Source organism: Janthinobacterium sp. GW821-FHT03A03, assembly GCF_059421435.1.
In genome coordinates this window covers 33,690-50,409 of sequence record NZ_JBWKUZ010000018.1, presented here as the reverse complement: position 1 = coordinate 50,409, position 16,720 = coordinate 33,690, and the positions used below count along the sequence as shown (strand labels likewise).

Here is a 16,720-nt window from a genome sequence, read left to right as displayed (position 1 = left end):
CAGCACCATGTTTTCCAGCATCCGGCAGCCCATACTCGGCATCCTCACGGCATGCCTGCTGGCCGCTTGCGCCGTCGGGCCGGACTTCCAGCGTCCCGCCGCTCCCGGCGGTGGCGAGCGCTACACGCCGGCGCCCTTGCCGGCGCAAACGGCGGCGGCGCCTGGTCCCGCCGGCCAGGCGCAGCGCTTTGTGGCCGGCCAGGATATCCCCGCGCAATGGTGGTCGCTGTTCCAGTCGCCGGCGCTGGACCAGCTGGTGCGCGGCGCCCTCGCGCGCAATCCCGGCCTGGCGTCGGCCCAGGCGGCCCTGCGCCAGGCCGATGAAAACTACCGCGCCCTGTCCGGCAGCCTGCTGTATCCGGACCTGCGCGCCCGGCTGGGCGCCAGCCGCGAGAAGAACAGCAGCCTGGAGGGCGTGGGCGGCGTCCTCAATTTGTATAACGCCTCGGTGAACGTGTCGTATGCGCTGGATGTGTTCGGCGGCAACAAGCGCCAGCTGGAAGGCTTGCAAGCCCTGGTTGACTATAGACAATACCAACTGGAAGCGACGTGCCTGGCCCTGACGGCCAATCTGGTGACGACGGCCATCCGCGTGGCGTCCTTGCGCGCCCAGCTGCAGGCCACCAGCGAGATACTCGGGGCGCAGCAGAAGCAGCTGGACCTGATCGAACAGCAATTCCAGTTTGGCGCCATCGCCCGTGCCACGGTACTGCTGCAGCGCAATACGGTGGCGCAGACGCGCGCCGGCGTGCCGCCGCTGGAAAAAGCCCTGGCCCTGGCCCGTCACCAGCTGTCCGTGTATGCGGGCCGGCTGCCCAGCGAACCCGGTATGCCTGAATTCGACCTGGCGTCGCTGCATTTGCCGCAGGACTTGCCCGTCTCCCTGCCGTCGGCCCTGGTGCGCCAGCGCCCCGACATCCGCGCCAGCGAGGCGCTGCTGCAGCAGGCCAGCGCGCAGATCGGCGTCGCCACGGCAGCCATGTACCCCCAGTTCACCCTGACGGGCAATGTCGGCGCGCTGGCCACCAGCATTCCCGCGTTGCTGCACGGCGGCTCCTCCGTGTGGGGCGTGGCGGCCGGGCTGGCCCAGCCCATTTTCAATGGCGGCGCGCTGCGCGCCGGGCGGCGTGCCGCCATCGCCGCCTACGAGGGCGCGGCCGCCGATTACCGCGCCACCGTGCTGGGCGCTTTCCAGAATGTGGCCGACAGCCTGCGCGCCCTCGAGACCGACGCTGCCGCCTTGCAGCAGCAGGCCGAGGTGGAGGCGCTGGCCGGCGAATCGCTGGCGCTGAGTACGCAGCAATTCAAGCTGGGCGCCATCAGCTACCTGAGCCTGCTGGACGCCCAGCGCACCTACCAGCAGGCCAGGGTGGGCCTGGTGCAGGCGCAGGCGGCCCGCCATGCCGATAGCGCCGCGCTGTTCCAGGCGCTGGGCGGCGGCTGGTGGAACCGCCCCGCGCTGCCGGCCGTTTCCACGGCAACGACTTTGCCGGTGGCGGCAGGCAGGGACTGAGGGGCTTGCAACATATGGCCTTGCAACAATATGGCCTTGCAACACGGGGCCTTGCAACACGGCACGCGCAATGGCAGCGGGACGCAATGACAAGGAGCGCATCCATGACGAAACGCACGAAACGCATGCTCATCATGCTGGGGGCGGTGGCGCTGTTGATTGCCCTGCTGGCTCTGGGATTTTTCCTGCACATCCGCCAGCTCATGGCCAGCTCGCCCAAGCCCGCGCCGCAGACGGTGTCGGCGACCATCATCCGCAAGGTCGACTGGCAGCCGCATCTGTCCTCCGTGGGCACCCTGGTGGCCGTGCGTGGCGTCGACGTGACGAGCGAAATCGCCGGACTCGTCAGGACGATCAACTTCAAGTCCGGCCAGGAGGTGAGGGCAGGGCAGGTGCTGCTGCAGCTGAACGCCGACGCCGACCTGGCGCAGCTGCGCGCCCTGGAGGCGGCCGCCGAACTGGCCGCGTCCGTGCTGGCGCGCGACCGCCAGCAATTTGCCGTGCAGGCGATCAGCCAGGCGCAGATCGACAACGACGCGGCCGACCTGAAAAGCAAGCAGGCACTGGCGGCCCAGCAGGCGGCGCTGGTGGCAAAGAAAACCATCCGCGCGCCGTTCGCGGGCAAACTCGGCATCACCACCGTCAATCCGGGTCAGTATCTGAATCCCGGCGACAAGATCGTCACCTTGCAAACCATCGATCCCATCTACGTGGACTTTTATATTCCGCAAAAGCAGCTGGGCGGCCTGCAGGTGGGCCAGGTGCTGAACCTGACCAGCGATGCACATGCGAATACGGCGTTTGCGGGCAAGGTCAGCGCCATCAGTTCCAAGGTCGACCCCGCCACGCGCAATGTGCAGGTGGAAGCCACGGTGGCCAATCCGCAGCGGCAGTTGCTGCCGGGCATGTTTGCCAATGTCCATGTGGAAGTGGGGGGCAAGCAGCCGTACCTGACCTTGCCGCAGACGGCCATCACCTATAACCCTTACGGTTCCACCGTCTTCGTCGTGCATCCGGCGCCGCCGCCCAAGGCCGGCGCGCCGCCGCCGAAGGCGGGCGAGCTGGTGGTGCAGCAGGTGTTCGTGACGACGGGCGAGACGCGGGGCGACCAGGTGGCCGTGCTGACGGGGCTCACCGAGGGACAGCAGGTCGTCACCAGCGGGCAGATCAAGCTCAAGAACGGCAGCCCCGTGGTGATCAGCAACGTCGTCGAGCCGCGCAACAATCCGCAGCCCACGCCGCAGGAACATTGAGTCGAGGCGCCGCCATGAACTTCACCGATCTCTTTATCCGCCGGCCCGTGCTGGCCATGGTGGTGAGCCTGCTGCTGGTGGTGCTGGGCTTGCGCTCGCTGTTCAGCCTGCCCATCAACCAGTATCCGAAGACGCAGAACGCCGTCGTGACGATCTCCACCACGTATTACGGCGCCGACGCGCAGACGGTGGCCGGCTTCATCACGCAGCCGCTGGAATCGGCCATCGCCCAGGCGCAGGGCATCGATTACCTGTCCTCGTCCAGCAGCAGCGGCGTGTCGACCATCACGGCCACCTTGCGCCTCAATTACGACGCGAACCGGGCTTTGACGCAAATCAATACCCAGGTCAGTTCCGTGAAGAACCAATTGCCCGCCCAGGCGCAGACGCCCGTGCTGACGGTGCAGATGGGGCAGACGACGGACGCCATGTACCTGGGTTTTTACAGCAAGACCTTGCCGACGAATAATGTGACGGATTACCTGAGCCGCGTCGTCAAGCCCAAGCTGGACGCCGTCGCCGGCGTGCAGACGGCGGAATTGCTGGGCGCGCGCCTGTTCGCCCTGCGCGCCTGGCTGGACGCGGACAAGATGGCCGCGTTCGGCATGACGGCGGCCGAGGTCAGCAGCGCCCTGGGCAACAACAATTACCTGGCCGCGCTGGGGGCCAGCAAGGGCCAGATGGTGACCGTTCCCCTGACGGCCGGCACGGACCTGCACTCGGTCGAGGAATTCAGGAAGCTCGTCGTCAAGCGCAGCGGCGACTCCATCGTGCGGCTGGAAGACCTGGCCACCGTCGTGCTGGGTTCTGAAAACTATGATTTCAACGTCGCCTTCAGCGGCGTGCGCTCCGTCTTCATCGGCATCAAGGTGGCGCCGGAAGCCAATATCCTCGACGTGGCCGAGCGCGTGCGCGCCAGCTTTCCCGATATCCAGTCCCAGCTGCCGGCCGGGCTGACGGGGGAAATCGTGTACGACTCGACTTTCTTCATCAATACGTCCATCAAGGAGGTCATCAAGACCCTGGTCGAGGCGCTGCTGATCGTCACCATTGTCATTTATCTGTTCCTGGGCAGCCTGCGGGCCGTGATCGTGCCCGTGATCGCCATGCCGCTGTCCCTGATCGGCACGTTTACGGCCATGCTGGCGCTCGGCTATTCCATCAATCTGCTGACCCTGCTTGCCATCGTGCTGGCCATCGGCCTGGTGGTCGACGATGCCATCATCGTGGTGGAAAACGTGGACCGCCACATGAAGCAGGGCCAGTCGCCGCTGGAAGCGAGCCTGCTGGCGGCGCGCGAGCTGGGCAGCCCCATCCTGGCGATGACGGTGGTGCTCGTCGCCGTGTACGTGCCCATCGGCTTCCAGAGCGGCCTGACGGGGGCGCTGTTCACGGAATTCGCCTTCACCCTGGCCGGGGCCGTGGCCGTGTCGGGCATCGTGGCCCTGACCCTGTCGCCCATGATGTGTTCACGCTTTTTCCGCCCGGAACAGGACAGCGGCCGCTTCGTGCAAGCCATCGACCGCGTCTTCGGCAAGGTGCACGACAGCTACCGGCGCCTGCTGCGCGCACTGCTCGATACCTGGGTGGTGCTCATCGTCATGGCGGCGCTATTGATGGTGGTGCTGGGCCTGATGTTCAGGATGTCGCAGTCCGAGCTGGCGCCCGAGGAAGACCAGGGCGTCGTGCTGTCGCAGGTGGTGGGCGACCCGACGGCCACCTCGGACCAGATGCAGGTGTATGCCGAGCAAATCTACCAGGTGGCCAAGGCCATGCCTGAATACAGCCAGATGTTTCAAATTACGGGCGTGCCGACGGTCAACTCGGGTTTTGGCGGCATGCTGATGACGCCGTGGGGCGAGCGCGCGCGCAGCGCCCAAGAGGTGCAGCAGGACTTGCAGGCGGGCTGGAACCGGATCGCCGGCGCCCGCGTGGCCGCCTTCCAGTTTCCCGCCTTGCCCGGCTCCTCGGGCTTGCCCGTGCAATTCGTCATCGCCACCACGGAACCGTTTGAAAACCTCGACGCCATCGCGCAGCAGGTGCTAGAGAAGGCGCGCGCGTCGGGCAAGTTTTATTTCATCGACACGGACTTGAAGATTGATAAACCGCAAGCCACCGTCGTGATCGACCGCGACAGCGTGGCCGCGCTGGGCATGACGCAGCAGGATGTGGGGCAGGCGCTGGGCGCGGCCCTGGGCGGCAACTACGTCAATTATTTTTCCATCGCCGGGCGTTCCTACAAGGTGATCCCGCAGGTGCTGCAGGTGGACCGCCTGAATCCGTCGGCCGTGCTGGACTTTCATATCAAGACGCCTGACGGCGCGATGATACCGGCCAGTACCGTCGCGCATATCCAGTACGACGTCGTGCCCGAGTCGATCAACCGCTTCCAGCAACTCAATTCCGTGACGCTTTCCGGCGTGTCCGGCGCCTCGCAGGGCGAGGTGCTGGCCTTCATGCGCGAGACGCTGGCCCAGCTGGCGCCCAGCGGCTACACGGCCGACTATGCGGGCCAGTCGCGCCAGTTCGTGCAGGAATCGGGCGGCTTCATCGTCACCATGCTGTTTGCCGTGGTGATCGTCTTTCTGGCGCTGGCGGCGCAGTTCGAGAGCTTCCGCGACCCCGTCGTGATCCTCGTTTCCGTGCCGCTGGCCCTGTTTGGCGCCACCATGTTCATCTTCCTCGGCTTTGCCTCGATCAACATCTACACGGAGGTGGGCCTGGTGACCCTGATGGGCCTGATCAGCAAGCATGGCATCCTGATCGTGCAAGTGGCCAACCAGCTGCAAAAGACGGGCAAGAGCAAGCGCGAGGCCGTGGAAGAGGCCGCCGCCGTGCGCCTGCGTCCCATCCTGATGACGACGGCGGCCATGGTGTTTGGCGTGCTGCCGCTGGTGATCGCCTCGGGCGCGGGCGCGGCCGGGCGCCACGCGATGGGGCTGGTGATTTTCACGGGCCTGTCCATCGGCACCCTGTTTACCCTGTTCGTGGTGCCGGCCATGTATCTGTTCCTGGCCGCCGACCACCAGGCGCTGGGCGCCCGGGCCGCGGCGAAGGCGGCGCCGGCCCATTGACGCGCTGTGGCAGGAAGAACTGTCGCGCTGCGCAAAGAGCCTTCGTCGGAAGGCTCCTTGCATGTATTCCTCTGTATTCTGCCGCCGGTGTGTGGCGCCGGCTGTCCGGCCCGCCGCCGGGGCGGCGCGGGCGCGGCTGAATGCAGCCGGGTACGGCTGCTAGCTGCGGCGTGGCGGCGGCGTGGTGGTCTCGGACCCGGTCCCGGTTCCGGTTCCGGTTCCCGGCGTGGTGCCGGGCGGGGTCGCCGGCGGCGTCGTCGTGCCGTCGGGGTTGGCGGTGGTGCCCGGTGCAACGGATGGGGTGGCGGGCGTGGTGGCATCCGGCGTGGTGGTGCCGCTGGTGCCCGAGGTGCCGCTGCCGCCCGTGCCGGGCGTGGTGGCGGGCGCCGTGTTGGGCGTGGCTGCCGGCGCCGTGGTGGTGGACTCATTGTGCTTGTTGCAGCCGCCCAGCAACGCGCACACGATGGCGGTGCCGAGGACAAGCTTGCTGGTGCTAGGGAGTGGGGCCGTCATGATTGTTCCTTTCTCGTTGGAAAGCTTTCGTGGGTGAGCATCGCTTGCCAGGCAGGCTGCCACGGCGCGGGCAGGCTGTCTTAGCAAGGCTGGCATCGCTTGCAAAAATTAGAGTAGGCAGGCGCGCGCAGGTTCACGGGATTTACAAATCAGCAGCCATCGGCGGGGAGAGAGACGATCTGCTTTGACATGGCGCAAGCGCGCCACGTGAACGGGAGGGGAGGCGCCAGGACAGGACGTCCCGGCCGCCGGCCATGCTTATTTCGACGACGAAACCTTGCTCACTTCCACTTCCCAGTCCACGCCCGATGCGACGTGGTGCTTGGCGGCAAAATCGCCCTGGCTGATGGCCACGGCCACGTCGAGCAGGCTGTTCAGGTAGACCAGGGGCTTGCCCTTGGCGACGCCGCCAAACGTGTGCTCGAACGGCGCCGTGACCTTGGCCACTTGCTTGCCCTTGTGCAAGATGCGCACCTGCAGCGGATCGTGCAGTTTCACCTGCAATTCGTCGAGCAGGGATTTCGGGATATTCGTCCAGACATTGCCATATTTGACGTCCAGCACGGGCACGATGCCGCGGATGGTATTGCCGTCGCGCACAGGTTTTTGATAGGCGATCTTGACCACGGATGCGCTGGGCAATGTCGGTCCCACCTGTTCATAGCTGATGGCGCCCGAGGCCAGGCGCGCACCGACATACGCGTACACGTCGCGGCCATGGAAGGTGTAGGACTCGCCGGAGCCCGCCAGACGGTTGACGTTTTCATCGATTTCGCGCAGTTCGGCCACGCCGTCGCGCTCGGCGATCAGGGTGAACAAGCCGTTGTCCGGCCCCACGAAATAGCGGCCACCCTGGGTTTTCAGCACCACCGACTTGCGGCTGGTACCCACGCCCGGATCGATGACGGAGACGAACACCGTGCCTTGCGGCCAGTAGTTGGCCGTCTGGTACAGGCGGTAGGCGCCCAGCCAGATGTCGTAGTCGGGAATCTGGTGCGTCAGGTCCGAGATGGTGAGCTGGGGATCGACGCCATAGGCGACGCCATGCATGGCGGACACGGCGCCGTCGGCCGTGCCGAAGTCCGTCATCAGCACCAGCGGCGCGGCAGCCTGGGCGGCGGACAACAGGAGGGCGTTCAGGCAGGCGCCGGCGACGAGATGGGATACGTGGTGGGAAATCCGGTTGATGATCATATGCTCTTTCCGTGACGTTAGAAGGTGTAGTTGAGTTTGGCGTAAAAATACGCGCCATTGACGCCGATGGGGTTGATGAAATTGTAGGGCAGGGCGCCGCCATACGTGGCGTTGTTCGTCTGGCGCACGCGTTGCGGATAGCGGTCGAGGATATTGTTGCCGCCCACGCTCACCGTCACTTGCTTGCTCAATTTCAATTGGCCTTCCAGGTCCAGCGACCAGACGGCGCCGAAGCGCTGGGCGGGGATGCCGTCGATCAGCGGCGCATCGCTGTCGTAGGAAAAATCTTTCAGCTCGCCAAAGCGCGTGGCGCGCGCCTGCACGCCCCAGCCGGCCGCCTGCCAGTCGGCGCCGAGTATCAATTTGCTGTTGGGTGATGCATGTTTGATGCGGAACAAACCCGTCTCCGTCAACAGGCTCAAACTGGGATCGATGGCGGCCAGCGCGGCGGAACTCTGGCGCACCTTGTCGAGCGTCGTCTTGTTCAGGTTGAGGGCCGCGTTCAGGTTCAGTTTGCCTGACGCGAATGCCAGGTCGTGGTTCAGCACCACGTCCAGGCCTTTGGTGCGCGTGTCGAGCAAATTGGCCAGGTAGGCCACGGACTGGATGTCGCTGCGGCCATTCGCGGCCAGGTAGGCCGTGACGGCATCGCTTTGCAAGTCGCTCGAGCGCGTGATGCGGTCGCGGATGCGGATCACGTAGGCGTCCACCGTCAGGCTGGTGGCGGGGGCCGGTTTCCAGGCCAGGCCCAGCGAGACGTTGGCCGATTTTTCCGGCTTCAGCTGTTGCGCGCCGAAGCTGCGCGCCAGCGCGTCGCTGGCCGGCAGCAGGGCCGCCGTTTGCAGGGCCGTGCCATCGGCGTTGAAGTTCAAGGTGGCGAAGCGGAAACCCGTCTGCACGAGGGCCGGCGCACGGAAGCTGTTCGACAGCGAGCCGCGCACAAGAAAATTGTCCGTCACTTTATAGCGCGTGGACAGCTTGCCCGTGCTGGCGCTGCCGAAGTCGCTGTAATGGGAATAGCGGGCGGCGGCGCCCACCAGCAGGCGCGGCGTGAGGTCGCTTTCCACGTCCGCATACACGGAGCGGATCTGCCGGCTGCCGTCGTAGGCGTCCGATGGGCGCAGGCCAGGTCCCGCCTGGGCCCCCGGTGGCGCGTCCGTGAAGCTGCCGGCCGCATACGAGGCGGGGTCGCCGGCCGCGCTTTGGTAGGTTTCGCGCATCCATTCGGCGCCCACGGCCACGCTCAACGCTGACGGCAGGCCGATGTCGAGGCTGCGCGTGGCATCGATGTTCAGGGCGTCCTGGCGGAAGTCGAAGCCGGCCAGGTGGAAACTGGTGGGGCTGGCCGCGCCCAGCGAGGCGTTGACGGAGTGACTGACGCCGTAGTCAAAACGGTCGCTGCCGTGGCGTGCGCTGGCGTCCCAGTTCCACTCGCCCGCGCTGCCGCGCACGCCGGCCACGATGCTGAGGTCGCGCTTGTCGCCGTTGGTGACGGGGCGGTAGCCGTGCGGATACAGGGACGTCACGTTCGATGGGTCGCCCGGATAGCGGAAGTAGGCGCTGCCGTCGGATGCGCGCTCGTTGAGGGTGGCAAACGAGTACAGGTCGAGGCCGTTGGCCAGGGTGAGCTGGGTGTTGTAGAACAAATAGTTATTGCGCTGGCGCGAGTCGCCCGACTTGAACAGCACCTTGCCGTCGAGTGCCTGGTCGGCCGGCGTGAAGTTGTAGGACGTCCAGCCCGCGTCGCTGGGACCGGCCCGTTCCGTGGGCGAGCGGCGCCGCGTTTCCGCGCCGAAGCGGAAGAATCCCGCCTCGCCCAGCGGCACGCCATAGTCGGCGTTGACGATGACGGTCTGGCCATCCGTCAGGGTTTGATCGGTGGGATCGAAATGCGTGTGGTTGGCGCCATAGCTGACGGCGGCGGCGCCGCCCGTGCGGGCCTTTTTCAGCACGATGTTGATCACGCCCGCCACGGCATCGCTGCCGTACTGGGCGCCCGCGCCGTCGCGCAGGATTTCGATGTGGTCGATGGCGTTCGGCGCAATGGCGTTGATGTCGACCGGCACGGTGCCGGCAAAGCTGCTTTCCGTGTCGAGTACGGCGCTCGTGTGGCGGCGCTTGCCGTTAATCAGCACCAGCACCTGGTCGGGCGCAAGGCCCCGCAACTGGATGCCGCGCACGGAGTCCGACGCGCCGCTCGACTCGATGCGGGGGAAGTTGATCGAGGGCGACAGGTTTTGCAGGGCCGCGCCCACGTCGCCCGTCGACAGCGCATTGCTCACTTCGCGGGCGCCGAAGCGGTCGATGGGCACGCTGCTGTCGAAGACGGTGCGGTTGCGCGCGCGCGAACCGACGACGGTGACCTGGTCGATGCTGGCGCCGGCCGTTTCAGTGGCGCCGCCGGTGCTGGCGCTAGCTTGCGCATCCTGGGCCCAGGCGGAAGGCGCGCCCAGCATGGCGCAGGCCAGCACGATGGCGCGCAGCGGCGTGGCGGGAAGGGAATGGGGGGCGTATGAATGGCGCAGGTGCACGGCGGTATCCTTTAAGCTTGTTCATCTGAAAACAATGGGATGAGCTTAAGGGAGGTTGTTGCCTGGGCGAACGATTCTTTATGGATATGCTTATGGCTGTTGTTTCCATGCCGCGCCGCTCAGGGTGGCAGCGCTCAGGGCGCCAGCTCAGGGCGCCAGCTCATGGCGCCAGATTACGCAGCAGGGCCGGAATCTCGGCCGGGATTTCGCGCGCCAGGTAGCCGAGGATGCCGAAGCGCAGGGCCAGCTGCTCGCCCGCCAGCGCATGCAGGGCAATGCCCCAGGCGCAGGCCTGCTCCAATGGCGCGCCGCGCGCGGCCAGGCCCGTGATGATGCCGGCCAGCGTGTCGCCGGAACCGGAGATGGCCAGGCCGATATTGCCGCCTGCGTGTGCCCCATGCGTCCAGCTTGTGCCATCGGGCATGGCGATGACGGTCAGCGCGCCTTTCAGGGCGACGATGGCATGCCAGCGCCGCGCCGCTTCCACGGCGCAGCCATGCGGGTCGGCCAGCACGGCGTCCTTGTTCAAGCCCATCAGCTGGGCCAGCTCGCCCGCATGCGGCGTCAGCAGCACGGGCTGCTTAAAATTGAACTGCGAGCCCTGCTGCGCCGGCTGGCGCACGACTTGCATGGCGCGGGCGTCGAGAATCAGCCGGCTGTCGGCAAACAGGGGCAGCAGGTGGCGCATCAGTTCGCAGCAGGCGGTCGTGTCGCACATGCCTGGCCCGACGAGCACGGCATCGACCTTGCCCGCCAGCGGCGCCAGCTGGTGGCGCGCCTCGTGGCGGAAGCCGCCCTGCGCCGTTTCATCGAGGCCGATGACCCGCGCCTCCGGCATGGCGATGGCCACTTGCGCCGCCACCGACGCGCCCGTCGCCAGGGTCAGCTTGCCCGCGCCCGCGCGCATCGCCGCCGTGGCCGCCAGCACAATGGCGCCCGGCATTTCCGCCGAGCCGGCGACGATCAGCAGATGGCCGCGCACTTCCTTGTCGCCATCGGGGGCGGGCATGGGCAGGGGCCAGGAGCGCAGCAGGGAAGGGGTGATGGCAGTGGCGTCCAAGCATACCTCCGAAGGATCAGGATTTCGGCGCGGCCGGCATGTCGGGCTGGGCCGTGACGGGCGTGCCGGCCGCTTCCAGCGGCGCGACGAAGTTGCACAGGTCCAGCTGCAGCTTGCCGTGCCTGCCCAGGGCGGGATTGAAGGCATACGAGGTGATGCCGCAATTGGGGACGTCGGCCGCCTTGTCGATGGCCAGGATGGCGTGTTCGTCGCAGCGCTCGAGCAGGTAGCGGAAGCAATTGACGATGACCTGGTGGCCGACGATCAGCACCCGTTCGCCCCGGTATTCGCGCGTGATGGTGTCGAGCACGCTGCGCAGGCGCAGGATGACGTCGCACCAGCTTTCGCCGCCCGGCGGGCGAAAGTAAAATTTACCGACGTGCTGGCGCTGTTCGTACAGCTCCGGGTATTTGCTGGCGATGCCGTGCACGGTCAGGCGGTCGAGGATGCCGAATTCCTTTTCGCGCAGGCGCTCGTCGGCCGCCACGGAGTTCAAGCTGTCGGCACCGATGCGCGCCAGCACGGCTTGCGCCGTCTGCTGCGCCCGCACATACGGCGAATACAGCACGACGGTCGGTTGTCGTTCAGGGGGAAGGGTGGCGAACCAGTCGCCGAGCGCTTGCGCCTGGCGCGCGCCAAGCTCGGAGAGGGGGACGTCGACGTCGCGCTCGGCGATGGCGATCAATAACTGTTTTTCCGCTTCGGCGGCATCGCGCGCCACGTTGCCGGCACTTTGGCCGTGACGCACGATCCAGATTTGCTGCGGCCATTTCTGTTCCATCGCCTTGCGCCTTCCTCCGTATTGACTGCGATTCAATATAGACGAAAGCGGCAAGGCGCGGCGCGCCGCTGCGGACAGCCTTAGGCGGCGTGTTCCGCTTCGTCCAGGTCCGGCGCGTCGTCGCTGTTGTAGACGGCCAGGTCGGTTTCGCCCATGACCCGGCTGGTGACGGTGCCGGCCGTGATCGAACCGCTTACGTTGAGGGCCGTGCGGCCCATGTCGATCAGCGGTTCGACGGAGATCAGCAAGCCGGCCAGCGCCACGGGCAGGTCCATTGCCGACAGCACGATCAGGGCGGCAAACGTGGCGCCGCCGCCCACGCCGGCCACGCCGACGGAACCGATGGTGATGATGGCCAGCAGCGGCAGCAGGAAGCTGAGCGTAAATGGATCGACGCCGACGGTGGGGGCGATCATCACGGCCAGCATGGCCGGATAGATGCCGGCGCAGCCATTCTGGCCGATGGTCGAACCGAACGAGGCGGCGAAGTTGGCGATGCCTTCCGGCGTGCCCAGGCGCTGGGTTTGCGTCTGCACGCTCATCGGGATCGAACCGGCGCTGGTGCGCGAGGTGAACGCGAAGGCCAGCACGGGGAAGACTTTCTTGACGAAGCGCAAAGGGTTCAGGCCCACGCCGGCGATGATGGCCAGATGCACGAGGAACATCAATATCAGCGCGCTGTAGGAGGCGACGACGAAGTTGATCAGTTTCAAGATGTCCGTGTAGCTCGACGACGCCACCACTTCAAACATCAGCGCAAACACGCCGTAGGGCGTCAGGCGCAGCACCAGGGTGACCATGCGCATGACGACGGCGTGCGCCACTTTCATGAAGTGCTCGAAGGAGGCAAAGATTTCCGGCTTTTTCGCCGCGATGCCCGTGGCCGAGATGCCGATGAAGATCGAAAACACGACCACGGCGATGGTCGACGTCTTGCGCGCGCCCGTCATGTCGAGGAAGGGGTTGGTCGGCACGAAGCTGACCAGCAGTTTCGGCAGCGACAGGGCTTTCGCCGTTTCCAGCGAGCCTTGCAGCTGCACGCCGCGCGCCACTTCGGCCGCGCTCGATGTCAGGCCGACGGCCGTCAGACCGAACAGCTTGGCCATCAAAATGCCCAGCGCGGCGGCGATCGTGGTGGTAATGAGCAGGGTGCCGATGGTCAGCGCGCTGATCTTGCCCAGGGAACTCGCATCCTTGAGCTTTAAAATGGCGGAAATGATGGACACCATGATCAGCGGCATGATGATCATCTGCAGCAGTTTGACGTAGCCGCTGCCGACGATGTCGATATATTCATTGGTGCCGGCGATGATGGGCGAGCCAGCGCCGTACAGCCACTGCACGGCCGCGCCCAGCAGCACGCCCAGGCCCAGGCCCGTGAAGACGCGCACGGTGAACGTCGCGTGCTTGCGTTGCTGGTGGAACATGAAGGCGAAGACGAGCAACGCAACGAGCAGGTTCAGAATGATATTAATTGCCATGTAGGGGCCTTATCTTGGTTTTATTCGAGACTGCAGGGGGTAAATGCAACTTTGCCACAGTGAATATTTGCGACAGCCCGGTGCGGAAGGGCAAGCACTGTACAGTACTATGGTGGCGTTTTGCGCAATACCGCTGCGAATATTACGCTATATGAATATGCTCCACAGGCATAAGTCTTTCGGCCGATTGTGAAAAAGACGATTTCATGCCAGCATGTTTTGCATGTCTTGCCTGTTTGTTAACGTTGTTATAATTATTTTCAAGGAAAAAGATGAATGCTTTAACGGAAGTGCAGGTACTCGATGCCGAGGAGCGCTTGCGCCTGGCCATGATGGCCTCGGACGTGGCCGCGCTGAATGGCTTGCTGGCCGATGAATTGCTGTTTACCAATCATCTGGGTCATTTGCTGAGCAAGCATGCGGACCTGGCCGCGCACGAGCAGCGCCTGCTGACCATCACGGACTTGCGTGCCTCCGAGCGCCATGTGCGCATCAACGGCAACGTGGCCGTGGTCTCCGTGCGCATGCAGCTGACGGGCAGTTATCACGACGTGGAAACGCATGGCGACTTCCGTTTTACGCGCGTCTGGGCGCAGGACGCGGCCGGCGCGCTGCAAGTGATCGCCGCCCATTCCGGCGTCGTGGCTTGAGGAGCATCAATTAGTGGATCATCGTTCCAAAGGGCAGCTGTTTGAAGCTGTCATCGCCGCCGGCCCCGCCACGCTGGCCGTCACGGCCGGCTATCCCGTGCTGCTGTACAACCTGGTGCGCACCTGGTCTGACGCCCCCGGCGCCAACGCGCTGGCCGCGCTGCTGCTGACGGGCGGCCTGTGGGCCTTGCTGGAATTCTGGCGCATCGCGCTGGCGACAGTGGCGCGCAAGGCCTATGCATTCAACTGGCGCTTCTGGCTGGCCATCGCCGGTTTTCTCGCCTGCTTCGTGCGTTTCGTGCCGGACATGCCGGCCGGACTGATGTTACTGCTGATGGTGTTGCCGGCGCTGGCGTGGACGCATTTCATCTTGTTGCAGATCAAGCGCCCAGGCAGGACTTGATTGCAGGAAGTGTCGTAGCGGGAGCGATATATCATTATTGAAATCCAAAAACTGGGCGAGCAATTCCACGCGATAGCGTCAGAATCCGACTTTTTCATGGCGACTTATTCAGATGCCGTCAAACAGCGCGCGGCGCGAACGCTGATCAGCAAAGGGCCGTTGTGTAACGTCAGGCCATTCGAAGCGCAAAGGGCCGGTTTTAAGCCGGGAAAAGCGCTAAAGTCACTGCCCGCGAAGTTGAAAGACACTCATGTCTACTATCTCGATGGGGAGGGCAGGGTCATCTTGGCGGAAAGCTATGGCGTATCTGCTGCTGTCATCAACAGGAGCTTCTATTTTCATGAGCGCGGCGAGCTTAAAAGCGTGCACTTCAATGCCAGCGGGAGCTTGAGGAATGTCATGCTCAGTTTTCTTGACGGGGCACGCATCGCGCAGGACATTAATTTCGGAAAATTTGGAGAAGCTAGTTACGATTACCTGTATGAGGACGATCTCCTCCAGTCCATCAAGGTCTACCAGAAAGAGCATGGCCAGGAAAACCATACCGAATATCAGATTCTGTTCGGCTATGTAGACGGACAGATGGACAATATTTTCCACGTGTTTCCGAATGGATATCTGGAGCAGCGCTATCCATGACGATGGTGCTTGTTAAGGCAAAGCCATGAAAAAATGCATGTGGCATCTGTATTATTGTGCAACAGATGTGGTGGACGCCAATGATGCGTGGACGAGCGGGCATGTCGGTGCAGGCATCTGTACGGACTGCGGAAGTTATATGCCCGGGAATGAAGGCGATTTCGCCGTGGTCGTAGATCAGCGCATTCCTACAAAAGCAGATATGTTTTCAGTGGGACGGTTATCGCCGTCCATCTTGTCCGCCAGACTGCGGAAATTGCTGCCGGAGCGCATAAACGAATTCTTACGCTTCGGCGACATCTATCTCGGTGATCCTGCGAGGAAGATGGCGAGTCACTTCGCATTTGTTGGCCAAGCGCCATGGGTTCTGCTCTTTGGTGATCAGCCAGCAGTAATGGATGGTGAAAGAGTCGTGGCTGCAAAAATTGCGGCTTGCCCTGCCTGTGGTGTGACATTCGGCTTTGGGCGAGGGAGGAGGTATGCCAATACCAGCGTCAACGTGATCCGTGAAATTTCCTGGACTGAATTTGGTGGAGTGTTAATTTCTGACGAAATAATGCAGTCCTTGACCGGCATTAAATTGAACAATGTCAGAGTTGAAAAGATAGAAATCCGTTAGGCGCGCCTCCGGTACGCATAGATAACCGAATGTGACTGATGGCGCCCGGCAGCAATGCGCCTGTTGACTATGACTCGCCGTCGCTATCCTGCGCGTCCAGCCACTGTATCCGCCCATTGCCCGCCTCATGCAGGTGGGCCAGCAGGGCGGTGGCCGCCGTTTCAGGCAGGCTGAAGTCGAACAGCACGGCGTCGCCGTGTTCCACGTTCAGCAGGGTGGCGCCGGCGCCGTCGAGTTCGCGGCGCAGCATGCCTTCCATCGCATACGGCACCGTGCAGCGCAGGCTGCGCTGGCGCACGATGGCCGTCTTTTCCGCCTGCAAGAGTGCCTGTGCCACGCTGTCCGTGTAGGCGCGCACCAGGCCGCCCGCACCGAGCTTGATGCCGCCGAAATAGCGCACGACGGTGGCCAGCACGCCTTCCAGGTCCTGGTGGCGCAGCACGTCGAGCATGGGCCGCCCGGCCGTGCCGCTCGGTTCGCCATCGTCGACGGCCGCCGACTGCCCGCCCGCCAGCAGCGCCCAGCACACATGGCAGGCGCCCGGATGCTGCGCCTTCAAGTCATTGACCACCTGCTGCGCGCTGGCGCGGTCCGTCATCGGCTGCACGCAACCGATGAAACGGCTTTTCTTGATGATCAGTTCGCTGTGGACGGGGCTGGCGATGGTAAACGGCATGGCGGGTGCGAAGGCGGGCAAAGCAGCATGATAGAGGAAATGCGCGCCGTGGACGAGCCGGTGGCCGCTTACTCCGTTGCGACGGCGACCAGTTCGCGCAGCGCCGCATCGCGCACCTGCACGATGTCGAACAGTCCCAGCGCGTGCAGGGCGGGCAGGGCGTCGACAATGTCGCGCTCGGCGATGGCCTTGTCGTCGCTGCTGCTGGCGTCGTCCAGCCACAGCCGGGCATTGGCGAGAAAAGCCCCCACCGTGCCCTTGCGCACGGTGACGCCGTTGAACTGGCCCTGGTTTTGTTGATCGGCTAAGACGTCTTCTGCACGCATGGTGAAC

15 protein-coding genes are annotated in these 16,720 nt (G+C 64.4%); 7 read left to right on the top strand and 8 right to left on the bottom strand.

What is annotated here, in order from left to right; translation table 11 throughout:
• Positions 1-7: 7 nt before the first annotated feature.
• The 3 genes from AC07VI_RS23690 (at position 8) to AC07VI_RS23680 (ending at position 5,840) form a co-directional block, all read left to right on the top strand.
• Positions 8-1,513, top strand: a complete 1,506-nt coding sequence (locus AC07VI_RS23690) for an efflux transporter outer membrane subunit (RefSeq protein WP_492993035.1) — start codon at positions 8-10, stop codon at positions 1,511-1,513.
• A 104-nt stretch (positions 1,514-1,617) separates the two neighbouring features.
• Complete coding sequence (locus AC07VI_RS23685) at positions 1,618-2,766, top strand: efflux RND transporter periplasmic adaptor subunit (protein ID WP_086146090.1); 1,149 nt, start codon at positions 1,618-1,620, stop codon at positions 2,764-2,766.
• Positions 2,767-2,780: 14 nt separating this feature from the next.
• On the top strand, positions 2,781-5,840 hold the full coding sequence (locus AC07VI_RS23680) for an efflux RND transporter permease subunit (protein ID WP_492993037.1): 3,060 nt from the start codon (positions 2,781-2,783) through the stop codon (positions 5,838-5,840).
• 159 nt (positions 5,841-5,999) lie between these two features.
• Here AC07VI_RS23680 and AC07VI_RS23675 read toward each other — a convergent pair whose 3' ends face one another.
• The 6 genes from AC07VI_RS23675 to AC07VI_RS23650 all read right to left on the bottom strand — a co-directional run bounded on the left by AC07VI_RS23675 (position 6,000) and on the right by AC07VI_RS23650 (position 13,400).
• A complete protein-coding gene (locus tag AC07VI_RS23675; RefSeq protein WP_492993039.1) occupies positions 6,000-6,353 on the bottom strand; it encodes a hypothetical protein in 354 nt (117 codons plus the stop codon).
• Between the two features lie 258 nt (positions 6,354-6,611).
• Positions 6,612-7,547, bottom strand: coding sequence for an SAM hydrolase/SAM-dependent halogenase family protein (locus AC07VI_RS23670; protein WP_099375191.1), 936 nt, complete (start codon positions 7,545-7,547; stop codon positions 6,612-6,614).
• 17 nt (positions 7,548-7,564) lie between these two features.
• On the bottom strand, positions 7,565-10,078 hold the full coding sequence (locus AC07VI_RS23665) for a TonB-dependent receptor plug domain-containing protein (protein WP_492993041.1): 2,514 nt from the start codon (positions 10,076-10,078) through the stop codon (positions 7,565-7,567).
• A gap of 160 nt (positions 10,079-10,238) precedes the next feature.
• A complete protein-coding gene (locus AC07VI_RS23660; RefSeq protein ID WP_226936193.1) occupies positions 10,239-11,138 on the bottom strand; it encodes an NAD(P)H-hydrate dehydratase in 900 nt (299 codons plus the stop codon).
• Positions 11,139-11,154: 16 nt separating this feature from the next.
• On the bottom strand, positions 11,155-11,919 hold the full coding sequence (locus tag AC07VI_RS23655; RefSeq protein WP_492993043.1) for a histidine phosphatase family protein: 765 nt from the start codon (positions 11,917-11,919) through the stop codon (positions 11,155-11,157).
• Between the two features lie 80 nt (positions 11,920-11,999).
• The gene (locus AC07VI_RS23650; protein WP_099375189.1) at positions 12,000-13,400 is read right to left on the bottom strand and encodes an L-cystine transporter; all 1,401 of its coding nucleotides are present in this window, start codon (positions 13,398-13,400) and stop codon (positions 12,000-12,002) included.
• Positions 13,401-13,672: 272 nt separating this feature from the next.
• On the opposite strand from AC07VI_RS23650, the gene AC07VI_RS23645 reads away from it, so the two are divergent.
• From AC07VI_RS23645 to AC07VI_RS23630, 4 genes are all read left to right on the top strand, one after another.
• Entirely contained in the window at positions 13,673-14,050 is a 378-nt protein-coding gene (locus tag AC07VI_RS23645; protein ID WP_086146084.1) for a nuclear transport factor 2 family protein, read from the top strand.
• A 13-nt stretch (positions 14,051-14,063) separates the two neighbouring features.
• Complete coding sequence (locus AC07VI_RS23640; RefSeq protein WP_086146083.1) at positions 14,064-14,453, top strand: hypothetical protein; 390 nt, start codon at positions 14,064-14,066, stop codon at positions 14,451-14,453.
• A gap of 96 nt (positions 14,454-14,549) precedes the next feature.
• Positions 14,550-15,092: a hypothetical protein gene (locus tag AC07VI_RS23635; protein ID WP_099375187.1), complete on the top strand. Its 543-nt coding sequence runs from the start codon at positions 14,550-14,552 to the stop codon at positions 15,090-15,092.
• Between the two features lie 25 nt (positions 15,093-15,117).
• Positions 15,118-15,711 (top strand): hypothetical protein, encoded by a 594-nt coding sequence (locus tag AC07VI_RS23630; RefSeq protein WP_492993046.1) that lies wholly within the window; start codon positions 15,118-15,120, stop codon positions 15,709-15,711.
• A 67-nt stretch (positions 15,712-15,778) separates the two neighbouring features.
• Here the strand turns inward: AC07VI_RS23630 and AC07VI_RS23625 are convergent, their stop codons facing one another.
• Both AC07VI_RS23625 and AC07VI_RS23620 read right to left on the bottom strand, forming a co-directional pair.
• Positions 15,779-16,387: an IMPACT family protein gene (locus AC07VI_RS23625; protein WP_099375186.1), complete on the bottom strand. Its 609-nt coding sequence runs from the start codon at positions 16,385-16,387 to the stop codon at positions 15,779-15,781.
• Positions 16,388-16,455: 68 nt separating this feature from the next.
• Positions 16,456-16,713, bottom strand: a complete 258-nt coding sequence (locus AC07VI_RS23620) for a hypothetical protein (protein ID WP_086146079.1) — start codon at positions 16,711-16,713, stop codon at positions 16,456-16,458.
• Positions 16,714-16,720: the final 7 nt, after the last annotated feature.

What these genes read in the sequence shown, in the direction of transcription:
- AC07VI_RS23690 (WP_492993035.1), top strand. Translation starts at nt 8, where the DNA reads ATGTTTTCCAGCATCCGGCAGCCCATACTCGGCATCCTCACGGCATGC.
- AC07VI_RS23685 (WP_086146090.1), top strand. Translation starts at nt 1,618, where the DNA reads ATGACGAAACGCACGAAACGCATGCTCATCATGCTGGGGGCGGTGGCG.
- AC07VI_RS23680 (WP_492993037.1), top strand. Translation starts at nt 2,781, where the DNA reads ATGAACTTCACCGATCTCTTTATCCGCCGGCCCGTGCTGGCCATGGTG.
- AC07VI_RS23675 (WP_492993039.1), bottom strand. Translation starts at nt 6,353, where the DNA reads ATGACGGCCCCACTCCCTAGCACCAGCAAGCTTGTCCTCGGCACCGCC.
- AC07VI_RS23670 (WP_099375191.1), bottom strand. Translation starts at nt 7,547, where the DNA reads ATGATCATCAACCGGATTTCCCACCACGTATCCCATCTCGTCGCCGGC.
- AC07VI_RS23655 (WP_492993043.1), bottom strand. Translation starts at nt 11,919, where the DNA reads ATGGAACAGAAATGGCCGCAGCAAATCTGGATCGTGCGTCACGGCCAA.
- AC07VI_RS23650 (WP_099375189.1), bottom strand. Translation starts at nt 13,400, where the DNA reads ATGGCAATTAATATCATTCTGAACCTGCTCGTTGCGTTGCTCGTCTTC.
- AC07VI_RS23645 (WP_086146084.1), top strand. Translation starts at nt 13,673, where the DNA reads ATGAATGCTTTAACGGAAGTGCAGGTACTCGATGCCGAGGAGCGCTTG.
- AC07VI_RS23635 (WP_099375187.1), top strand. Translation starts at nt 14,550, where the DNA reads ATGGCGACTTATTCAGATGCCGTCAAACAGCGCGCGGCGCGAACGCTG.
- AC07VI_RS23630 (WP_492993046.1), top strand. Translation starts at nt 15,118, where the DNA reads ATGAAAAAATGCATGTGGCATCTGTATTATTGTGCAACAGATGTGGTG.
- AC07VI_RS23625 (WP_099375186.1), bottom strand. Translation starts at nt 16,387, where the DNA reads ATGCCGTTTACCATCGCCAGCCCCGTCCACAGCGAACTGATCATCAAG.
- AC07VI_RS23620 (WP_086146079.1), bottom strand. Translation starts at nt 16,713, where the DNA reads ATGCGTGCAGAAGACGTCTTAGCCGATCAACAAAACCAGGGCCAGTTC.